This window comes from Pseudomonas hormoni, assembly GCF_018502625.1.
Classification (GTDB): Bacteria; Pseudomonadota; Gammaproteobacteria; order Pseudomonadales; family Pseudomonadaceae; genus Aquipseudomonas; species Aquipseudomonas hormoni.
The window spans coordinates 4,277,681-4,297,818 of the sequence record NZ_CP075566.1 but is presented as its reverse complement, the minus strand read 5'-3'; the positions used below and the strand labels follow the sequence as shown (position 1 = coordinate 4,297,818).

General features: G+C 60.5%; 17 protein-coding genes. 10 read left to right on the top strand and 7 right to left on the bottom strand.

What is annotated here, in order from left to right; all coding sequences use genetic code 11:
* Positions 1 to 34 precede the first annotated feature (34 nt).
* The 7 genes from KJF94_RS20040 to gap form a co-directional block, all read right to left on the bottom strand.
* The gene (locus tag KJF94_RS20040; RefSeq protein WP_214378173.1) at positions 35 to 427 is read right to left on the bottom strand and encodes a YbaN family protein; all 393 of its coding nucleotides are present in this window, start codon (positions 425 to 427) and stop codon (positions 35 to 37) included.
* A gap of 118 nt (positions 428 to 545) precedes the next feature.
* Positions 546 to 1,154, bottom strand: a complete 609-nt coding sequence (locus tag KJF94_RS20035) for a biliverdin-producing heme oxygenase (protein WP_214378171.1) — start codon at positions 1,152 to 1,154, stop codon at positions 546 to 548.
* 114 nt (positions 1,155 to 1,268) lie between these two features.
* Entirely contained in the window at positions 1,269 to 3,887 is a 2,619-nt protein-coding gene (locus KJF94_RS20030) for a TonB-dependent receptor (RefSeq protein WP_214378169.1), read from the bottom strand.
* Positions 3,888 to 4,009: 122 nt separating this feature from the next.
* Positions 4,010 to 4,975, bottom strand: coding sequence for a FecR family protein (locus tag KJF94_RS20025; protein ID WP_214378166.1), 966 nt, complete (start codon positions 4,973 to 4,975; stop codon positions 4,010 to 4,012).
* 82 nt (positions 4,976 to 5,057) lie between these two features.
* Positions 5,058 to 5,576, bottom strand: coding sequence for an RNA polymerase sigma factor (locus tag KJF94_RS20020; protein ID WP_214378164.1), 519 nt, complete (start codon positions 5,574 to 5,576; stop codon positions 5,058 to 5,060).
* 77 nt (positions 5,577 to 5,653) lie between these two features.
* Positions 5,654 to 6,118, bottom strand: a complete 465-nt coding sequence (locus KJF94_RS20015; protein ID WP_214378162.1) for a methylglyoxal synthase — start codon at positions 6,116 to 6,118, stop codon at positions 5,654 to 5,656.
* A 16-nt stretch (positions 6,119 to 6,134) separates the two neighbouring features.
* The gene (gene gap, locus KJF94_RS20010; protein ID WP_214378160.1) at positions 6,135 to 7,136 is read right to left on the bottom strand and encodes a type I glyceraldehyde-3-phosphate dehydrogenase; all 1,002 of its coding nucleotides are present in this window, start codon (positions 7,134 to 7,136) and stop codon (positions 6,135 to 6,137) included.
* A 220-nt stretch (positions 7,137 to 7,356) separates the two neighbouring features.
* Here gap and edd point away from each other — a divergent pair, with 220 nt between their 5' ends.
* The 10 genes from edd to KJF94_RS19960 all read left to right on the top strand — a co-directional run bounded on the left by edd (position 7,357) and on the right by KJF94_RS19960 (position 20,054).
* Positions 7,357 to 9,183 carry a phosphogluconate dehydratase gene (edd, locus tag KJF94_RS20005; RefSeq protein ID WP_214378158.1) on the top strand — a complete coding sequence of 609 codons (1,827 nt, stop codon included), beginning with the start codon at positions 7,357 to 7,359 and terminating at the stop codon, positions 9,181 to 9,183.
* Complete coding sequence (locus tag KJF94_RS20000) at positions 9,180 to 10,130, top strand: glucokinase (protein WP_214378157.1); 951 nt, start codon at positions 9,180 to 9,182, stop codon at positions 10,128 to 10,130. The genes edd and KJF94_RS20000 overlap by 4 nt, the downstream gene beginning before the upstream one ends.
* A gap of 173 nt (positions 10,131 to 10,303) precedes the next feature.
* Positions 10,304 to 11,035, top strand: coding sequence for a response regulator (locus KJF94_RS19995; RefSeq protein WP_214378155.1), 732 nt, complete (start codon positions 10,304 to 10,306; stop codon positions 11,033 to 11,035).
* Complete coding sequence (locus KJF94_RS19990; RefSeq protein WP_214378153.1) at positions 11,025 to 12,494, top strand: ATP-binding protein; 1,470 nt, start codon at positions 11,025 to 11,027, stop codon at positions 12,492 to 12,494. Before KJF94_RS19995 ends, KJF94_RS19990 begins: the two co-directional genes overlap by 11 nt.
* Positions 12,495 to 12,720: 226 nt before the next feature.
* Positions 12,721 to 13,980, top strand: a complete 1,260-nt coding sequence (locus KJF94_RS19985; protein ID WP_214378151.1) for a D-mannose isomerase — start codon at positions 12,721 to 12,723, stop codon at positions 13,978 to 13,980.
* 117 nt (positions 13,981 to 14,097) lie between these two features.
* Entirely contained in the window at positions 14,098 to 15,405 is a 1,308-nt protein-coding gene (locus KJF94_RS19980) for an ABC transporter substrate-binding protein (RefSeq protein WP_214378149.1), read from the top strand.
* A 171-nt stretch (positions 15,406 to 15,576) separates the two neighbouring features.
* On the top strand, positions 15,577 to 16,485 hold the full coding sequence (locus KJF94_RS19975) for a carbohydrate ABC transporter permease (RefSeq protein WP_007902369.1): 909 nt from the start codon (positions 15,577 to 15,579) through the stop codon (positions 16,483 to 16,485).
* The gene (locus tag KJF94_RS19970; protein ID WP_214378147.1) at positions 16,478 to 17,323 is read left to right on the top strand and encodes a carbohydrate ABC transporter permease; all 846 of its coding nucleotides are present in this window, start codon (positions 16,478 to 16,480) and stop codon (positions 17,321 to 17,323) included. The genes KJF94_RS19975 and KJF94_RS19970 overlap by 8 nt, the downstream gene beginning before the upstream one ends.
* Positions 17,324 to 17,327: 4 nt before the next feature.
* The gene (locus tag KJF94_RS19965; RefSeq protein ID WP_214378145.1) at positions 17,328 to 18,488 is read left to right on the top strand and encodes an ABC transporter ATP-binding protein; all 1,161 of its coding nucleotides are present in this window, start codon (positions 17,328 to 17,330) and stop codon (positions 18,486 to 18,488) included.
* A gap of 219 nt (positions 18,489 to 18,707) precedes the next feature.
* The gene (locus tag KJF94_RS19960) at positions 18,708 to 20,054 is read left to right on the top strand and encodes a carbohydrate porin (RefSeq protein ID WP_214378143.1); all 1,347 of its coding nucleotides are present in this window, start codon (positions 18,708 to 18,710) and stop codon (positions 20,052 to 20,054) included.
* Positions 20,055 to 20,138: the final 84 nt, after the last annotated feature.

Here is a 20,138-nt window from a genome sequence, read left to right as displayed (position 1 = left end):
AAGCGGCGTAAAACGGGAAAAATCGCGGTGTGCTTCAGAAGGGTTGCGGTGCTGATTCCGGTCGCGACCAGATCCAAAGATTGCCCAGGCTCATGCCGGCGATGGCGAGGTAAACCGGCCAGCCATGATCGAGCATGACCCACATCAGTCCGGCGCACAGCAGCATGCTGACGGTGGCGCTGACCTTGGCGCGACGCGCGACGATCTTGCCGTTGCGCCAGTTGCTGAGGATCGGACCGAACAAGCGGTGGTTTTCCAGCCAGGCGCTCAGGCGCGGCGAGCTCTTGGTCGCGGCCCAGGCGGCCAGCAGGATGAATTCGGTGGTGGGCAGGCCTGGGACGACAATGGCGATCAGGCCGATGGCCAGGCTGATGTAGGCCAGTGCGCCGAACAGGATGCGGGTCAGTTTGGAGGCGGAGCTAGTCATAAGGTCGACGCTTACCCTGTAGGAGCAAGGCTTGCCCGCGAAGAACGATAACGCGGTCTGTCTGAAAAACCGCAGCGCATTCTTCGCGGGCAAGCCTTGCTCCTACAGGTATGTGTTTTCAGGCGAGTTCGGCGGTGGTGGCGTAAGCCTGTTCAAGCAACACGGTGAAGCGGTTGAACGCAGCAATTGCACCTTTATCCATTTCCGCTTCTTCCTGGGCAGTGAGCTCCAGACCATCCAGGGTCTTGACGAAGCTTTTCCAGCCTTCAGCGCGGCCACCGGCCGGTTCGCCGAGGTGACGGGCGCCGAAGGTTTCGCTCAGGCCCAGACCGATTGCACGCTTGATCAGGAACGCCGCACCGAGCTTCGAGCCTTCGGAAACAAACAACCAACCCAGCGCTTCGGCCTTGCTCGGGTTCTTCACTGCACCCGCGACGGGCGCCGGCACTTCGGTTTCCAGATCGGCCAGGTCAGCCTTGGCCGCTTCGGCACGGCAGCGTGCCGCCAGATCAGGAACGATGGCGATCAGTTCTGCATCGTTGTACAGCCCCACCAGTTCCGACTGGAACAAATACTGTGCAACCACGAAACGGGCGAAGTTGGCCTGGGTTTCGAACGGCGCGTGGGTTTTGACCAAGGCGTCGAGTTTGGTGTGTGGCTCGTTCGTGATCTGGTTCAAACGTTGCGAACGCAAAGCCGGGCGTTGAGCAGTGTCCTGGGTAGTCATGAGAAATCCTTTAAGAAAAGAGGCGCTTGGTAACGAGACGAACAAGAAGACGCCTGAGCGTAAAAAAACCTCACTGTGCGGTTCTATAAAAACCGCGCAGCGAAGTGGGCAGGATCAGATGTCCCAGACCAGATTGACCGCAAAGTTGCGGCCCGGCTGAGTCAGGCGATCCAGGTTGGCCGGGCTGATGACCGAAGCCTCGCCGACGCCGTCGTAACCGCGCACGTCATCCCACAGCCAGTACTTCTTGTCGGTCAGGTTGTAGACCCCGGCGCTGACAGTCACGTCGTCGGTCACTTTGTAGAAACCGGTCAGGTCCAGCACGCCGAAGCCCGGCGTCTTGAACTGGCTGCTGACGCCGTCCGGCGACTTGAAGTTGCTGTCGTCGACGCGATTTTTCTTCTTCACCAGCGTCCAGCTGAGCAAGCCACCGTAGCTGTCCTGGTCGTATCCGAGGCCTAGCACGCCGGTCAGCGGATTGACGCTGTTGATCGGTTCGCCGTTGTCGTTGTTGCGACCGTAGAGGTAGCTCAGCGAGCCTTGGGTATACAGACCTTGCGGCGCGCCGAACACGTCGAGGTTCAGACGACCCTTGACCTCTGCGCCCTTGATGGTGGCGTGCTTGATGTTGGCACTCTGGAAGGTCAGCTCGTCGTAACCGGGGCTGACCGCGTCTTCGTTAATGAAGTCGCGGTACTTGTTGTAGAACACCGCCACATCGAAGTACCCGGATTCGAAATTGCCGCGCAACCCGGTTTCAAAGCCTTTGCTGGTTTCCGGTTCGAGGTTCGGATTCGGCTCCACGTGATAACCGGTGGTGGTGTTCTCGAAGCGCCCGTACAACGCCTTGGCGGTCGGTGTGCGGAAACCTTCGGCGTACTGGCCGTACCAGGTGTAGTGGTCGGTCAGGGCGTAGGTCAGGCCGAATTTCGGCGACACGCGGTGCCAGGTCTTGGTGTCGTTGCTGACAGTGCCGCGGCCATCGGCCGCCACGGTGTTCATGAATTCCTGGGTGATGTGCGGCTTGAGCTCGGTGTAGTCGTAGCGCAGGCCTGGCAGGAAGGTCCATTTGTCCCAGCTGATCTGATCCTGGGCAAACAGGCTATAGGTGTTGACGGTCGGGTCCGGGAAGTCGCTGGATTTTTTCAGGACATCCAGTGGGCTGACGGCACCGACGACGCGGCAGGTACCAAAAGACTGGTAGCAGGTGCCGTTGCCGCTGCGCGAGCCGGTGACTTTCTGCTGCTTGATCGTGGTGCCATAGGTCAGCAGGTGCTCGGTGTCGGCAATGTTGAAAGCCTTGTCCAGTTGTGCGTCGAATACCCACTGCTTTTCTTCGTAGAGGGTTTCCCGGGTGCGCAACACTTTGCGCGAGATCGGGTAGTAAAACTCTTCGGTGCTTTGGTCGGTCTTGGCCACCTGATGGTTCAGGCTCCACTTGACGTTGTCGACCAGCAGGCTATCGAGGGTAAAGCTGTGTTCCAGGCCGAAACGCTCGCGGGTGACGGTGTCGTTACCCGTGCGCCACTGGTACATGCCGCCGGGCAGGATGCTGGTCGGAATGGCCGGCTTGCCCTTGTCGAACGGACCGCCGTAGGCACTTTTCTGATCGGTGTCGCGGTCGTCCTTGTACTTTTCATACGTCAGGCCCAAACGCGAGTCGTCGTTGTAGTTCCAGCCGATCTTGGCCAGCACGTTGTAGGTGCGCACGTCCTCCGGGTTGGCCGCGGTGCGCGCCAGGCCGGTGCCGTTGTTGCTGCCATAGGATTCGGTTTCATGTCCGTCGCGCTGGCTGTAATGCAGCAAGCCATCGAACTGATCGGCGCGGCCGGCCACGGTGGCGGACTTCAGCCAGCTGTCGTCGGCGGAGCTGTAGCCGGTTTTCAGGCGAGCGCCGACGTCTTTGCCGGGCTTGATGATGTCGTCCGGGTCGAGGGTGAAATAGCTGACCGCGCCGCCGATGGCGTTGCTGCCGTAGAGCACCGAGGCCGGGCCGCGCAGGATTTCGACGCGTTTGATGATTTCCGGGTCGACGTAGTTGCGCTGGGTCTTGGCGTAGGGGCCGTTGAAGAAATCGTTCGGCACTTCGACGCCGTCGACCTGGGTCAGAATCCGGTCACCGTCGATGCCACGAATGTTGTAGCCGCTGATCCCGCCGCGCTGACCGGCGCCGCCCACCGAAACACCGGGTTCGTAACGCACCAGATTCTTGATGGTGTTGATGTTGTTGCGGTCCAGCTCTTCGCGGGTATGAACAGTGACGGTGCCCGGTACGCTTTCCACGCTTTGTTCCTGGCGGGTGGCGCTGATGGTCACCTGTTGCAGGTTGAGGGCGCCGCTGCTCAGGCGCTTCTCAAGGACGATGTTGTTGTTGTTGTTGTTGTTGTTGTTGTTGTTGTTGCCCAGTTTGCGATAGCTCAGGTTGGTCCCCACCAACAGGCGATCCAGGGCTTTCTCCGGCGACAGGGACCCGCGCACACCCGGCGAGGCCACGCCTTGCCCCAGTTCGGCCGGCAAACCGACCTGCCAGCCCGTCACGGCGGTAAAGGCATTGAGTGCCGAGACCAGCGACTGTTGCGGGATGGCGAATGCGTAATCGCCCATGTTGCGCGCCGGTTGCTCGGCGGCGGTGGCGGCCATGAGCGGCGCGCTGCCGGCCATGAGGATGGCGGCGGTCAGCAGCGAGAGCACGCGGGACGGTGAAGAGGAGTGGCGGGTAAGGCGAGAGGACATCGATAGCGCTCCGTGTCGCACGAATCTTTATAGGTGCTGATTGGCATCTGAAGATGCGAATCAATTGCATTGGCTATAACGAGACGTACGAGCTTCAGCTATCGAGTAAAAATAATTCTCATTTAGTTCAGGATGACCAGCGCGGGGAATTCCTGGAGCCGCGCCGAGGTGATGTGCGCCAGCGAACGGACCACGTCCAGCGGCTGGTCGAGACGGTAATTGCCGGTCACAGCGACGTCCGCCAACTGTTCGTTGGTGTTGATGATCCAGCCCGGGTAGTAGCGCCGCAGCTCGGCCAGCACCTGGCTCAGCGGGCAGTTCTCGAACACCAGTCGGCCCTGGACCCAGGCCAGGTCGGTCGCGGCGTCGAGCTTGGCGGGCCGGTCGAAACCGTTAGGGCCGATGCGGATGCTCTCGCCAGCGGACAAGCGGATTCGCGCGTCGTCGCGAGTAGCGCGCAAATCGACATCGCCGCGCTGCACGCGAACCTGGGTCACGCCATCGAGGTAACGCACGGCGAACGCCGTGTCGTGCACGCTGGCCTGCACCGGGCCGGCATCGATTTCCAATGGCTGGCCGAGATGGGCTGGCACTTCGAAAAACGCTTCGCCCTGATACAAGCGGGCGACACGCCGTTGATCATTGATGGTGCTGGAGAACGCCGAATTGGTATTGAGCAGGACCTTCGAGCCATCTTCCAGTTGCAGGCGCTGGCGTTCACCGACCACGGTCAAGTGATCGGCCTGAAGGCGCATCGGCACATTGCTGAAGCTGAACAAACCGAGGATCAGCACGGCAGCGGTGGCCAGCGGTTTCCAGTGTGGGCGCAGGCGCGACAGCACAGTCACTTTGGGCGGCAGGGCGGCCAGGTTTTGCGCGCATTGAACGACTTGCGGGCCATCCCAGATTGCCTGGGCCTTGGCAAATGCCTCGGCATGCAGGAGATCGGCGTCCAGCCATTGGTGGAACTGTCGAGTCTGTTCCTCGCTCGGACTGCCCATGACGATCAACCAGTCCAAAGCCTGGTCCATCGCGCTTGCGGCGTCCCGCGCCGGGGAGGGCGGAGGGGAGCGGTGGGTGTCCGTCACGGTGTTTCCTCGGCAGTGTCTTTGCACGGCTGTTTTATTAGTGAAGCCTGAAAGTGGGCAAGGGTAGCAAAGCCTGGCGTGCTCAGTCGCCGTTTAACCGCTCGGCGACACCGATGCAGATGGCCATGATCAGCTTCAACTCCTTTTGCACGGTGCTCAACGACACACCGAGCTTCTCGGAGATCTCCAGATAACTGTGCCCGTGCAGGCGACTGAGGATGAAGATCTGTTGCTGGCGGGCACTGAGTTCACCGAGGCTCACGTTCAAACGCTCCAGCAATTGTTCGGCATGGGCGCCGTCCTCGGCACTGCTGGCGGGGGCGGCGATGCTTTCCACCACGTCCGGCGGGACGTCTTCGAGCATCGTGCGGGACTGAATGCGCCGTGCACGCAAATGGTCCAGCGCCAGGTTGCGAGCGGTCTGGAAAACGAAGGGTTCAAGGTGATCGATGGCCCGCTCGCTGAGCGCTCGGGTCACGCGCAGGTAGGTTTCCTGCAGGAGGTCTTCGGCGGTGCTGTGATTGTTGACCATCCGCTCCAACGTGCGCAGCAGCGAAACCCGCTGGGCGATGAAGACATGATTGAAGCGCGATTGACTCACGGGAAGACCTGATCCATTTCGAGCGAATGATAATGCTTATCATCCGCTCGAGTGGTCAAGTATTGATTTGTGAAGGTTTATGCCCGGCCCAGCAGATACGCCGCGTAATCGGGGATGCGATGTAAGTGCGCCTGATCCATCAGCGGGCTGCTGAGCAGGTAGTCGGCGCTGCATTCGTTGCAGGCCACCGGAATGTTCCAGACCGCCGCGACCCGCAGCAACGCCTTGATGTCCGGGTCGTGGGGCTGCGGTTCGAACGGGTCCCAGAAGAACACCAGCATGTCGACCCGCTGCTCGGCGATTCGCGCGCCGAGTTGCTGGTCGCCGCCCAATGGGCCACTGATCATGCTCTCCACCGGCAGGTCGAGGCGTTGTTGCAACAACAACCCTGTGGTGCCGGTGGCGACCAGTTCATGTTGCGCGAGCTTGTCTTTATGCCGCGCGGCCCAGTCCAGCAAAAACACCTTGCAGTGGTCATGGGCGACCAGGGCGATACGCTTGCGCGCCGCCACGGTCTTTTGCGTGAAGCTGATTCCGATCATGGGTAGCGGCCCCACCTTATTCTGCGTTGCACAGCGCCAGGCAGTTATCGAGCATGCGGTTGGAGAAGCCCCATTCGTTGTCGTACCAGGCCAGTACCTTGAGCAGCTTGCCGCTGGACTTGGTGTGGTTGGCGTCGAAGATCGACGACAGCGGGTTGTGGTTGAAGTCGCTGGAGACCAGCGGCAGGGTGTTGTAGCCCAGAATCTTCGAGTGCTGGGCGGCTTCTTTGAGCAGCGCATTCACTTCATCGGCCGACGCTTCGCGCTTGAGTTGCACGGTCAGGTCTACCAGCGAGACGTTGATCACCGGCACACGCACCGCCATGCCAGTCAGCTTGCCCGCCAGTTCCGGCAGCACCAGGCCGACCGCTTCAGCGGCGCCGGTCTTGCTCGGGATCATGTTCTGAGTGGCGGAGCGGGCGCGGTAAGGATCGACGTGGTAGACGTCAGTCAGGTGCTGATCGTTGGTGTAGGCGTGAATCGTGGTCATCAGACCGCTTTCGATGCCCAACTCGCGGTGCAGCACCTGAGCCACCGGTGCCAGGCAGTTGGTGGTGCACGACGCGTTGGAAATAATCTGATGGGATTGGCGCAGAATGTCGTGGTTAACCCCATAAACCACGGTGGCGTCGGCGCCTTTGGCCGGGGCCGAGATGATCACTTTGCGTGCGCCGGCCGTAATATGCGCGGCGGCTTTGGCCCGGTCGGTGAACAAACCGGTGCATTCGAACACGACATCGATCTTTTCCGCGGCCCACGGCAGGTCGGCCGGGTTACGAATGGCGCTGACGGAAATACGGTCGCCGTTGACGGTCAGGCTTTCCTGATCGTGCTGGACATCGGCATCGAACGTGCCGTGAACGGTATCGTACTTGAGCAGATGAGCGTTCATCGCGCTGTCGCCCAGATCGTTGATGGCAACGATCTGCAGATCCTGACGATAACCTTGGGTATACAGTGCGCGCAGGACGTTGCGGCCAATTCGGCCAAAACCATTGATTGCGATTCGAAGAGTCATTTAACAGGGCCGCCGTCGTTTTGTTGTTGGAATTACAAGATTATTCGCATAAAAATAGAAAACAAGCCTTTTTAATGGCAATATTTTGTTCAATCTACAACGAGTGACCTGAATCAACTGGTCCGACCGATCAAGAAAACCGTCTGTCATCCCAACAACAACGGCTCTTGTTCAGCATAGACAATCAGGTCGCCACATCCGTTAGCCTGGAGTTCTACACATGCATCCCCGCATCCTTGAGGTCACCGAACGGCTTATCGCCCGCAGCCGCGCAACCCGCGAGGCTTACCTTGCGCTCATTCGCGGTGCGGCCAGCGACGGTCCGATGCGCGGCAAGCTGCAATGCGCCAACTTCGCCCACGGCGTGGCCGGTTGCGGCACCGAAGACAAGAACAGCCTGCGGATGATGAACTCCGCCAACATCGCGATTGTTTCGTCATATAACGACATGCTCTCGGCGCACCAGCCGTACGAAGTCTTCCCTGAACAGATCAAAAAAGCCTTGCGCGAGATTGGCTCCGTCGGCCAGTTCGCCGGTGGCACCCCGGCCATGTGCGATGGCGTGACCCAGGGCGAACCGGGCATGGAGCTGAGCCTGCCGAGCCGCGAAGTGATCGCGCTGTCCACCGCTGTTGCCCTTTCCCACAACATGTTCGACGGCGCGCTGATGCTTGGCATCTGCGACAAGATCGTGCCGGGCCTGATGATGGGCGCGCTGCGGTTCGGTCATCTGCCGACGATCTTCGTGCCGGGCGGGCCGATGGTCTCGGGCATTTCCAACAAGCAGAAAGCCGATGTGCGCCAGCGATACGCCGAAGGCAAGGCCACGCGCGAAGAGCTGCTGGAATCGGAAATGAAGTCCTACCACAGCCCTGGCACCTGCACCTTTTACGGCACCGCCAACACCAACCAGTTGCTGATGGAAGTCATGGGCCTGCACCTGCCGGGTGCGTCTTTCGTCAACCCGAACACCCCGTTGCGCGAAGCCCTGACTCGCGAAGCGGCGCACCAGGTCACGCGCCTGACCAAGCAAAACGGCGACTTCATGCCGATCGGCGAAATCGTCGACGAGCGCTCGCTGGTCAACTCCATCGTGGCGCTGCATGCCACCGGCGGCTCGACCAACCACACGCTGCACATGCCGGCCATTGCCATGGCCGCGGGCATTCAACTGACCTGGCAGGACATGGCCGACCTCTCCGAAGTCGTGCCGACCCTGAGCCACGTCTACCCGAACGGCAAAGCCGACATCAACCACTTCCAGGCCGCGGGCGGCATGTCGTTCCTGATCCGCGAACTGCTGGAAGCCGGGCTGCTCCACGAAAACGTCAACACGGTTCTGGGCCATGGCCTGAGCCGCTACACCAAGGAACCTTTCCTCGATAACGGTGAGCTGGTCTGGCGCGAAGGCCCGATCGAAAGCCTCGACGAAAACATCCTGCGTCCGGTTGCTCGTGCGTTTTCTCCAGAGGGCGGTTTGCGCGTGATGGAAGGCAACCTCGGTCGCGGTGTCATGAAAGTTTCCGCCGTCGCGCTGGAAAACCAGATCGTCGAAGCACCGGCGATGGTGTTCCAGGATCAGCAGGATCTGGCCGATGCGTTCAAGGCCGGTTTGCTGGAGAAGGATTTCGTCGCGGTGATGCGCTTCCAGGGCCCGCGCTCCAACGGCATGCCGGAACTGCACAAGATGACACCGTTCCTTGGCGTGCTGCAGGATCGCGGCTTCAAAGTCGCGCTGGTCACCGACGGGCGCATGTCCGGTGCGTCGGGGAAAATCCCGGCGGCGATTCACGTCAGTCCCGAAGCGTACGTGGGCGGCGCTTTGGCGCGAGTCCAAGAGGGCGATATCATCCGCGTCGATGGCGTCAAAGGCACTCTGGAGCTTAAGGTGGACGCCGACGAATTCGCCGCGCGCGAACCTGCCAAGGGCCTGTTGGCCAACAACATTGGCAGCGGTCGCGAGCTGTTTGGTTTCATGCGCATGGCCTTCAGCTCCGCAGAGCAGGGCGCCAGCGCCTTTACTTCTGCCCTGGAGACGCTTAATTGAAACTGGCTTTGGTCGGTGACATCGGTGGGACCAACGCACGTTTCGCGTTGTGGAAAAACCAGCAGCTGGAATCGGTCCAGGTGCTGGCGACGGCGGATCATGCCAGCCCGGAAGAAGCCATCGGCGTCTACCTGAGCGGGCTCGGTCTGGCGTTGGGTTCGATCGGTGCGGTGTGCCTGTCGGTGGCCGGCCCGGTGAGCGGCGACGAATTCAAGTTCACCAACAATCACTGGCGCCTCAGCCGCAAGGCGTTCTGCCAGACCTTGCAGGTCGATCAACTGCTGCTGGTCAACGACTTTTCGGCGATGGCGCTGGGCATGACCCGTTTGCAGCCGGGTGAATTCCGCGTGGTTTGCGAAGGCACACCGGAACCGTTGCGGCCGGCGGTGGTGATTGGTCCGGGCACGGGCCTGGGCGTCGGCACCTTGCTCGACCTGGGCGAGGGCCGTTTTGCTGCGTTACCGGGCGAGGGTGGTCACGTCGATTTGCCGTTGAGCAGCCCGCGTGAAACTCAGCTGTGGCAGCACATCTTCAATGAAATCGGGCATGTCAGCGCTGAAACAGCGTTGAGTGGCAGCGGCTTGCCACGTGTCTATCGGGCGATTTGTGCGGTGGATGGGTATGAGCCGGTACTCGAAACGCCGGAAGCGATTACCGCGGCCGGTTTGGCGGGCGATCCGATTGCGCTGGAAGTGCTGGAGCAGTTCTGCTGCTGGCTGGGTCGCGTGGCGGGCAACAACGTGCTCACCACGGGCGCGCGCGGTGGCGTTTTTATCGTCGGTGGCGTGATTCCGCGGTTTGCCGACTTCTTCCTTGAAAGCGGTTTCGCCCGGTGTTTTGCCGACAAGGGCTGCATGAGCGATTACTTCAAGGGGATTCCGGTGTGGCTGGTGACGGCGCCGTATTCCGGGCTTGTTGGCGCGGGTGTGGCGCTGGACCAGGCTTGAGACCGCGTGGCCTTCATCGCGAGCAAGCTTTGCTCCTACAGGTTTTCGGTGTTCATGTGACCGCTGCCATCCTGTAGGAGCCGAGCTTGCTCGCGATGGGGCCCTCACAGACACATAGATTTATGATCGATCAGGCATAATCCGCCCAATTCAAACAACAAGGACGCCGCCCCGTGAGCTCAGTCAACAAGTCGATTTTGTTGGTCGATGACGATCAAGAGATACGCGAGTTGCTGGACACCTACCTGACCCGCGCGGGTTTTCAGGTGCGTACCACGCCCGACGGCGCCGGTTTCCGCCAGGCCATGAACGACGCGCCGAGCGATCTGGTGATCCTCGACGTGATGCTGCCCGACGAAGACGGCTTCAGCCTCTGCCGCTGGATTCGCCAGCACCCACGTCAGGCGCAGGTGCCGATCATCATGCTCACCGCCAGCTCCGACGAAGCCGACCGGGTCATCGGTCTGGAGCTGGGCGCCGACGACTACCTCGGCAAACCCTTCAGTCCCCGTGAATTGCAGGCGCGGATCAAAGCCTTGTTGCGCCGCGCGCAGTTCGGTCAGGAACGTTCCGGCAGTGAAGTACTGGCCTTCGATGACTGGCGGCTGGACATGGTCAGCCATAGGCTGTTCCACATCGACGGCGAAGAAGTGCTTCTCTCCGGCGCCGATTTTGCCCTGCTGAAACTGTTCCTCGATCACCCGCAGGAAATCCTCGACCGTGACACCATCGGCAACGCCACCCGTGGCCGCGATCTGATGCCGCTGGATCGCATCGTCGACATGGCGGTCAGCCGTTTGCGCCAACGTCTGCGCGATACCGAAAAACCGCCACGGCTGATCCGCACCGTGCGCGGCAGTGGCTACCAACTGGCAGCCAATGTGGTTGCCAGCAATGGTCACTGAGTTTTTCCGCAAGCTCGCGGCAAAGGTGCCCGTGCCACGTTCGTTGCTCGGGCGGATGTTGTTGCTGACCCTGCTGGCGGTGCTGTTCGCCCAGGCGCTGTCGAGCGTGATCTGGGTCTCGCAACTGCGCGCCACACAGCTTGAAGGCCTGGTCACCAGCGCCCGCAGCCTCGCGCATTCGATGACCGCCAGTGTCAGTTACTTTCGCTCGTTACCGGTCGCGTTCAGGCCGCTGGTGCTCGACCAGTTGCGCAGCATGGGCGGCACCCGTTTTGTCGTGACCCTCAACGACAAACCCCTGGGCATGGAAGTGCTGCCGATCACCCCTCGCAAGGAAGCGGTGCTCAAAGCGGTGGACGAAGTGCTGCGCCAGTCGCTGGGGCAGGACACGGATATTTCGGTGACGTTCGTGAGTCCCGAAGACCTGCGGATTTTCAACGGTGGCCTGAAACTCGATGAGCTGCCGCGCTCCTGGGCGCATTACGCGTTGACCCTGGAACCGGTGAATCCGCCGGTGCTGGTCACGCAAATCCAGATGGCGCCGGGCGAGTGGTTGTACATCGCCTCGCTGTTGCCCGAGCCCTATACCAGCCTTGAAGAGCAAGGCCTGCCGGCGCAGCAAGTCTGGTTCATCGTCCTCACCAGCGGCTTTTTGTTGTTGTTCATCGGCCTGCTGGTGCACTGGCAGAGCCGGCCGCTCAAGCGCCTGGCGCGGGCGGCGCGGGACATGTCCCTCGGTGCCGAAGTGGAGCCGGTGGCGGAGGGCGGTGGCAGTGAAGTGGTTGAAGTGGGCCGCGCCTTCAATGCCATGCGCGAACGCATCAGCCGATATCTGACCGAGCGGAGTCAGTTGTTCAGCGCGATTTCCCACGATTTACGCACACCGATTACCCGCTTGCGACTACGGGTCGAATTGCTCGAAGACGAAAAACTGCAAGCCAAGTTCGGCCGCGATCTGGATGAGTTGGAGCTGCTGGTCAAAGGTGCGTTGCAATGCGTGAAAGACACCGACATCCACGAAAATATCGAGCCGGTGGATCTTAACCATGTGCTCGATTGCCTGGTGGAGCCGTATCTGGCGCCCAACGGCAATGGTCGCGTGACCCAGCAGGGTCGGGCGCTGGCGGCGTATCCCGGCAAACCGCTGGCGCTCAAGCGCTGTATCGGCAACCTGATCGACAATGCCCTGAAGTACGGGCAGAACGCGCACCTGCATATCGATGATGACGAGAACGCGTTTGTCCTGCATGTCGATGATGAAGGGCCGGGTGTGCCGGAGCAGCGGCTGGAGCAGGTGTTCGAGCCGCACTTTCGCCTGGCCGGGCAGCAGCAGGGTTATGGGTTGGGGTTGGGCATTGCCCGCAACATTGCCCATAGCCATGGCGGGGAAGTCAGCCTGCAGAATTTGCGTGAAGGTGGGTTACGGGTGACCTTGCAGTTGCCTCGTTCGGCTGATTGACACCGACCTTGTGGCGAGGGAGCTTGCTCCCGCTGGACTGCGCAGCAGTCCCTCTGGGGGGGCGCTTCGCACCCCAGCGGGAGCAAGCTCCCTCGCCACAAATAATCACTCAGCACAAAATCTGTGAATGTCACAACTCGGTGACATAACTCGCCCCCTTCGTTACAAGCCCGCCCGCGCCCGTTGTTTAGACTGCCTGCAGTCATAACAACAAAAAAGGCACCCCATGGACACCTTCCAACCCGCCTTCAGCAGTTGGCTGAACGCACCTGCCCATCAGCAATGGCTCGCCGCCGAAGGCCTGCGTCTGCTGGCGTTTGCCAAGGCTTCGAAGCTCCCCGAAGGCTTCGGCAATCTTGATGAAAAGGGCCGGCTCCCGGCCAACGCCCACGCCGAAACCATGAACACCGCACGCATGACCCACAGCTTCGCCATGGCGCACATCCAGGGCCTGCCAGGTTTCGCCGAGTTGGTGGATCACGGCGTCCAGGCCCTCAGCGGCCCATTGAAGGATGCCGAACACGGCGGCTGGTTCGCCGCCCCCGAACACCGCGACGGCAACACCGGCAAAGCGGCCTACCTGCACGCGTTCGTCGCCCTCGCCGCCAGCTCTGCGGTGGTCGCGCAACGTCCCGGCGCGCAAGCCTTGCTCGATGACGCGATCAACATCATCGACACGCATTTCTGGAGCGAGGAGGAGGGCGCGATGCGCGAATCCTTCAACCGCGACTGGAGTGAAGAAGAAGGCTATCGCGGCGCCAACAGCAACATGCACGCCACCGAAGCCTTCCTCGCGCTGGCCGATGTCACTGAAGACAACCGCTGGTTGTGCCGCGCGCAACGGATCGTCGAGCGCGTGATCCACGGTCACGCCGCTGCCAACGAGTACCTGGTGGTCGAGCATTTCGACCGCGACTGGCAGCCGCTGCGCGAGTACAACCACGACAACCCGGCCGACGGTTTTCGGCCTTACGGCACCACGCCGGGCCACGGTTTCGAGTGGGCGCGGCTATTGCTGCACCTCGAAGCGGCGCGGGTGCAGGCCGGAATGCTGACGCCGGGCTGGCTTGCCACCGACGCGCAAAAACTCTTCGAGCACAACTGCCGCCACGGTTGGGATGTCGACGGGCTGCCCGGGATTGTCTACACCCTCGACTGGGACAACCGCGCAGTGGTTCGCCATCGCCTGCACTGGACCCATTGCGAAGCCAGCGCCGCCGCCAGCGCGTTGCTCAAACGCACGGGCGAGGCGCACTACGAAACCTGGTACCGACGGTTCTGGGAGTTTTGTGACAGTCATTTCATCGACCGCTGCGATGGCGGTTGGTATCACGAGCTCGATCCGCTGAACCGCCCGAGTGCCGATATCTGGGCCGGCAAACCCGATCTTTACCACGCCTGGCAAGCCGTACTGATTCCGCGCCTGCCGCTGGCGCCGAGCATGGCCAGTGCCTTGGCAAGGTTGTCCCAGAGCGGTTCTATGTAACCATGCGGTGACATTCACGCGTCCCTTCGTTACCTGCGAGGGGATGACTCCTGTTTAAAATCCTATGCAGCGCAAGCACCAGACTTGCATGCATAACAACAAGAAAGGTACTTCTAGATGAACGCGATTTCTCGCCTCGCTACTGTCATTTCTCTCGCGTCGCTGCTTCCCCTCAGTGCATTCCCCCTCAGTACCCTTGCCGCCGATTCCAAAGGTTCAGTGGAAGTCGTTCACTGGTGGACGTCGGGTGGTGAAAAAGCAGCGGTCGATGTCCTCAAGGCCCAAGTCGAAAAAGACGGCTTCACCTGGAAGGACGGCGCAGTCGCCGGGGGTGGCGGTTCCACGGCCATGACCGTACTGAAAAGCCGCGCAGTCGCCGGTAACCCGCCGGGCGTTGCCCAGATCAAGGGGCCGGACATCCAGGAGTGGGGCAGCACTGGCCTGCTCAGCACCGACACCCTGAAAGACGTCGCCAAGTCGGAAAAGTGGGATGACCTGCTGTCGAAGAAAGTCTCCGACACCGTCAAATACGAAGGTGACTACGTTGCTGTTCCGGTGAACATTCACCGCGTGAACTGGCTGTGGATCAACCCGGAAGTGTTCAAGAAAGCGGGCATCGACAAAGCCCCGACCACCCTCGAAGAATTCTACGCCGCCGGCGACAAGCTCAAGGCCGCCGGCTTCATCGCGCTCGCCCACGGTGGTCAGCCTTGGCAGGACAGCACCGTGTTTGAAGACGTGGTGCTCTCGGTCATGGGGGCCGACGGTTACAAGAAAGCACTGGTAGACCTGGATCAGAAAACCCTCTCCGGGCCTGAGATGACCAAGTCGTTCACCGAGCTGAAAAAACTCACCGGCTACATGGACCCGAACCGCGCCGGTCGTGACTGGAACATCGCTGCCGCCGACGTCATCAACGGCAAGGCCGGCATGCAGATGATGGGTGACTGGGCGAAGAGCGAATGGACCGCGGCCAAGAAAGTCGCCGGCAAGGATTACCAGTGCGTGCCGTTCCCAGGCACCGAAAAAGCCTTCACCTACAACATCGACTCGATGGCCGTGTTCAAGTTGAAAGCTGATCGCAAGGGCGACATCGCCGCTCAGCAGGACCTGGCCAAGGTCGCTCTGGGTAAAGACTTCCAGAAGGTCTTCAGCATAAACAAAGGCTCGATCCCGGTGCGCACCGACATGCTCAACGACATGAGCGCTTTGGGCTTCGACTCCTGCGCTCAAGCAGCGGCCAAGGACTTCCTGGCGGACGAGAAGACCGGCGGCCTGCAACCGAGCATGGCGCACAACATGGCCACTTCCCTGGCCGTGCAGGGCGCGATCTTCGACGTGGTCACCAACTTCATGAACGACAAGGACGCTGACCCGGCCAAGGCCAGCGCCCAACTGGCATCGGCTGTGAAAGCTGCCCAGTAATCCCAGGCGCCGCGGGCTCGCCTGCGGCAATTTTCTGGGACTGTTCCCCTTGTAGGAGCGAGGCTTGCCCGCGAAAGCAGTCTGACATTCAACATATTTGTCGACAGTTACGCCGCCTTCGCGGGCAAGCCTCGCTCCTACAGATACTCACTTCTCCAATGGATTATCCCGATGAGCTCTGTGGCGGTTTTCAGCAAAGCCTCACCGTTCGATGCGCTGCAACGCTGGTTACCCAAGTTGGTACTCGCGCCAAGCATGCTCATCGTGTTGGTTGGTTTCTACGGTTACATCATCTGGACATTCGTACTGTCCTTTACCAATTCCAGCTTCATGCCGAGCTACAAATGGGTCGGCCTGCAGCAATACATCCGCCTGATGGACAACGATCGTTGGTGGGTCGCGAGCAAGAACCTCGCGGTGTTCGGCGGTATGTTCATCGGCATCAGCCTTGTCCTGGGCGTGTTCCTCGCGGTGCTGCTGGACCAGCGCATTCGCAAGGAAGGTTTTATCCGCACCGTTTACCTGTACCCGATGGCGCTCTCGATGATCGTCACCGGTACCGCATGGAAATGGCTGCTCAACCCAGGCCTGGGCCTGGACAAAATGCTGCGTGACTGGGGCTGGGAAGGCTTCCGTCTCGACTGGCTGGTGGATCAGGATCGCGTGGTTTACTGCCTGGTGATCGCCGCCGTGTGGCAGGCCTCAGGGTTTGTGATGGCGATGTTCCTGGCCGGCCTGCGCGGTGTCGATCAATCGATCATCCGTGCGGCGCAAGTCGACGGTGCAAGCCTGCCGACCATCTACCTGAAGATCGTTCTGCCGAGCCTGCGCCCGGTGTTTTTCAGCGCCTTCATGATCCTCGCGCACATTGCGATCAAGAGTTTCGACCTGGTGGCGGCGATGACGGCTGGCGGTCCCGGCTACTCGTCCGACCTGCCGGCGATGTTCATGTATTCCTTCACCTTCAGCCGTGGCCAGATGGGCATTGGTTCGGCCAGCGCCATGATGATGCTCGGCGCGATCCTGGCGATTCTGGTGCCGTACCTGTACTCCGAATTGCGAGGCAAGCGCCATGAGTAATCAACTTGGCAAACCGGGCATCAGCTTCAGCCGCATCGCGATTTACGCAACGCTGTTGCTGGCCGCCGCGATCTACCTGATCCCGTTGGTGGTGATGCTGCTGACCAGTTTCAAATCCCCGGAAGACATCCGCACCGGCAACCTGCTGAGCTGGCCGCAAGTGATTGACGGCATCGGCTGGATCAAAGCCTGGGACGTCGTTGGCGGCTACTTCTGGAACTCGGTGAAAATCACTGTGCCGGCGGTTTTGATCTCGACCTTCATCGGTGCCATGAACGGCTACGTGCTGTCGATGTGGCGCTTCCGCGGTTCGCAACTGTTCTTCGGCCTGCTGCTGTTCGGCTGCTTCCTGCCGTTCCAGACCGTGCTGCTGCCGGCCTCGTTCACCCTCGGCAAGTTCGGCCTGGCCAACACCACCACCGGTCTGGTGCTGGTGCACGTGGTCTACGGCCTGGCCTTCACCACGCTGTTCTTCCGCAACTACTACGTGAGCATTCCAGATGCGCTGGTCAAGGCTGCACGCCTGGATGGTGCGGGCTTCTTCACGATTTTCTGGAAGATCCTGCTGCCGATGTCGATCCCGATCGTGATGGTCTGCCTGATCTGGCAGTTCACCCAGATCTGGAATGACTTCCTGTTCGGCGTGGTCTTCGCCAGTGGCGATGCCCAGCCAATTACCGTGGCCCTGAACAACCTGGTCAACACCAGCACCGGGGCCAAGGAATACAACGTTGATATGGCCGCCGCGATGATCGCCGGGCTGCCGACACTGCTGGTCTACATATTCGCTGGCAAGTATTTCCTGCGTGGGCTGACGTCCGGCGCGGTCAAGGGGTAGAAACATGGCAACTCTCGAATTACGCAATGTCAACAAGACCTACGGCGCCGGTTTGCCGGACACCCTGAAAAACATCGAACTGAAGATCGATGACGGTGAGTTCCTGATCCTGGTCGGTCCGTCGGGCTGCGGTAAATCCACGCTGATGAACTGCATCGCGGGTCTGGAAAACATCAGCGGCGGCGCGATCCTGGTGGATGACGCCGACATCAGCGGCATGAGCCCGAAAGATCGCGACATCGCCATGGTGTTCCAGTCCTACGCGCTGTACCCGACCATGAGCGTGCGCGACAACATCGCGTTCGGCCTGAAGATTCGCAAAATGCCGGCCGCCGAAATCGACGAAGAAGTCGCCCGCGTCGCCAAGCTGTTGCAGATCGAACACTTGCTCAGCCGCAAACCCGGTCAGCTCTCCGGTGGTCAGCAACAGCGTGTGGCGATGGGCCGCGCCCTGGCGCGGCGGCCGAAGATTTATCTGTTCGACGAACCGCTGTCCAACCTCGACGCCAAGCTGCGCGTCGAGATGCGTACCGAAATGAAGCTGATGCACCAGCGCCTGAAAACCACCACGGTCTACGTGACCCACGACCAGATCGAAGCGATGACGCTGGGCGACAAGGTGGCGGTGATGAAGGACGGAATCATTCAGCAGTTCGGCACGCCGAAAGACATCTACAACAATCCGGCCAACCTGTTCGTGGCGAGCTTCATCGGTTCGCCGCCGATGAACTTCATTCCCCTGCGTTTGCAGCGTAAGGACGGTCGTCTGGTGGCGCTGCTCGACAGCGGTCAGGCGCGCTGCGAATTGCCGTTGGGCATGCAGGATGCGGGTTTGGAAGACCGCGAAGTGATCCTGGGCATGCGGCCGGAACAGATCGTGCTGGCGGGCAGCGAGCCGAACGGTTTGCCGACCATTCGCGCCGAAGTCCAGGTCACCGAGCCGACCGGTCCCGACACGCTGGTATTCGTCAATCTCAATGACACCAAAGTCTGCTGCCGCCTGGCGCCGGACGTTGCGCCGGCCGTGGGCGAGACCCTGACGCTGCAATTCGATCCATCGAAAGTGTTGTTGTTCGATGCCAAGACCGGGGAGCGCCTGGGGGTGGCCGGTCTGCCAAAAACCGAAGTGCACAGCGCCAACGTGACCCAATTCAAAGGCCGCTGAAGATTAAATGTGGGAATGGGGTTGTGTGGGAGCTGGCCTGCCAGCGAAAGCATCAAATCGGTTCGACGTTAAACCGAGTCGTTTGCATCGCCGGCAGGCCAGCTCCCACAAAAGCCCGCTCCCACAGGGGGATATGCGGTGAGCGGCCTGTCGCTCTTCGCAACTGATGTAACCGCGTTAAATAAAAACAGTTAATAACAATAAAACGAGGATGTAGGGATGAAGAAGAACAACAGCGCTCAGCTTATCTGCCAGTTGTCGGCGATTGCGGCAATGATGCTGGCCGGCAGTGTGCACGCGGCTGACGCGTTCAGCGCCGACTCCGAATGGATGACCGGTGATTGGGGTGGCGAGCGGACCCGGCTGATCGAGCAGGGTATTGACATCAAGATGGACTACGTCGGTGAAGTGGGCGGCAACCTCCACGGCGGCTTCAACAACGACAAGACAGCGCGTTACTCCGACCAGTTTGGCCTGGGTGTGGCGCTGGACCTGCAAAAGCTGTGGGGCTGGGATAACACCCAGGCGAAGATCCAGCTGACCAACCGTAACGGTGAGAACATCTCCAATGACCGTGTTGGCGACCCGCGTGCCGGTACCTTGAGTTCTTCCCAGGAAGTCTACGGCCGTGGCCACATGGTCCGTTTGACCCAATTGTGGATCAAGCACCAGTTCCTCGACGGCAAACTGGACGTCAAGGCCGGTTACTTCGGCGAAGGCGAAGATTTCAACACCTTCCCTTGCGAGTTCCAGAACCTGGCGTTCTGCGGTTCCCAGGTGGGTAACTGGGCGACCAATATCTGGTACAACTGGCCGGTCAGTCAGGCCGCGATCCGCGTGAAGTACAACATCTCGCCTGAGTTCTACGCGCAGATCGGTGCCTACAACCAGAACCCGTCGCAACTGGAGCACGGCAACGGCTTCAAGCTCAGCGGCAGTGGTACCAAGGGCACCGTGTTGCCGGTCGAACTGGTCTGGTTGCCGAACCCTAACAACCTGCCGGGCGAATACCGTGTTGGTTACTACAAAAGTACGGCCAGCGCCGATGACGTTCGTGAAGACGACAACGGCAATGATGCGGCAACCAGCGGCAACGCTTACCGCAGTCACAGCAGCAAGTCCGGCTACTGGTTCGTGGCGCAGCAACAACTGACCGACCACAACGGTGACAAGAGCCGCGGTCTGACCGTTTCGGCCAACGCCACGTTCCACGACAAGGACACCAACATCGTCGACAACTATCAGTCGCTGATGTTTGTGTACAAGGGCCCGTTCGATGCGCGTCCGAAAGATGACGTCGGTATCGGTTTCGCCCGTATCCATGTCAACGATGACGTGAAGAAAAACGCCGAGCTGGTCAACGCCGACAATGGTGTCACCCAGTACGAAGATCCGCGGTTTGCGCCACTGCGTGACACTGAATACAACTACGAGATCAACTACGGCTTCCACGTTACCAACTGGCTGACCGTGCGTCCCAACCTGCAATACATCACTCACCCGGGCGGTGTGGATGAAGTCGACAACGCACTGGTCGCCGGCCTGAAAATTCAGTCGGTGTTCTAACGCTGTTGCGATAAGCTCCTCTCTATGTGCGCATTTTTGCGGACAGCCCAGGCTGTCCGCTTTTTTTTGGGGGGCTTACAAGGA

Coding starts and splice junctions, on each gene's coding strand:
- KJF94_RS19985 (WP_214378151.1), top strand. CDS start 12,721: ATGGACACCTTCCAACCCGCCTTCAGCAGTTGGCTGAACGCACCTGCC.
- KJF94_RS20035 (WP_214378171.1), bottom strand. CDS start 1,154: ATGACTACCCAGGACACTGCTCAACGCCCGGCTTTGCGTTCGCAACGT.
- KJF94_RS19970 (WP_214378147.1), top strand. CDS start 16,478: ATGAGTAATCAACTTGGCAAACCGGGCATCAGCTTCAGCCGCATCGCG.
- KJF94_RS20015 (WP_214378162.1), bottom strand. CDS start 6,118: ATGATCGGAATCAGCTTCACGCAAAAGACCGTGGCGGCGCGCAAGCGT.
- KJF94_RS20030 (WP_214378169.1), bottom strand. CDS start 3,887: ATGTCCTCTCGCCTTACCCGCCACTCCTCTTCACCGTCCCGCGTGCTC.
- edd (WP_214378158.1), top strand. CDS start 7,357: ATGCATCCCCGCATCCTTGAGGTCACCGAACGGCTTATCGCCCGCAGC.
- KJF94_RS20040 (WP_214378173.1), bottom strand. CDS start 427: ATGACTAGCTCCGCCTCCAAACTGACCCGCATCCTGTTCGGCGCACTG.
- KJF94_RS19980 (WP_214378149.1), top strand. CDS start 14,098: ATGAACGCGATTTCTCGCCTCGCTACTGTCATTTCTCTCGCGTCGCTG.
- KJF94_RS19975 (WP_007902369.1), top strand. CDS start 15,577: ATGAGCTCTGTGGCGGTTTTCAGCAAAGCCTCACCGTTCGATGCGCTG.
- gap (WP_214378160.1), bottom strand. CDS start 7,136: ATGACTCTTCGAATCGCAATCAATGGTTTTGGCCGAATTGGCCGCAAC.
- KJF94_RS19965 (WP_214378145.1), top strand. CDS start 17,328: ATGGCAACTCTCGAATTACGCAATGTCAACAAGACCTACGGCGCCGGT.
- KJF94_RS19990 (WP_214378153.1), top strand. CDS start 11,025: ATGGTCACTGAGTTTTTCCGCAAGCTCGCGGCAAAGGTGCCCGTGCCA.
- KJF94_RS19960 (WP_214378143.1), top strand. CDS start 18,708: ATGAAGAAGAACAACAGCGCTCAGCTTATCTGCCAGTTGTCGGCGATT.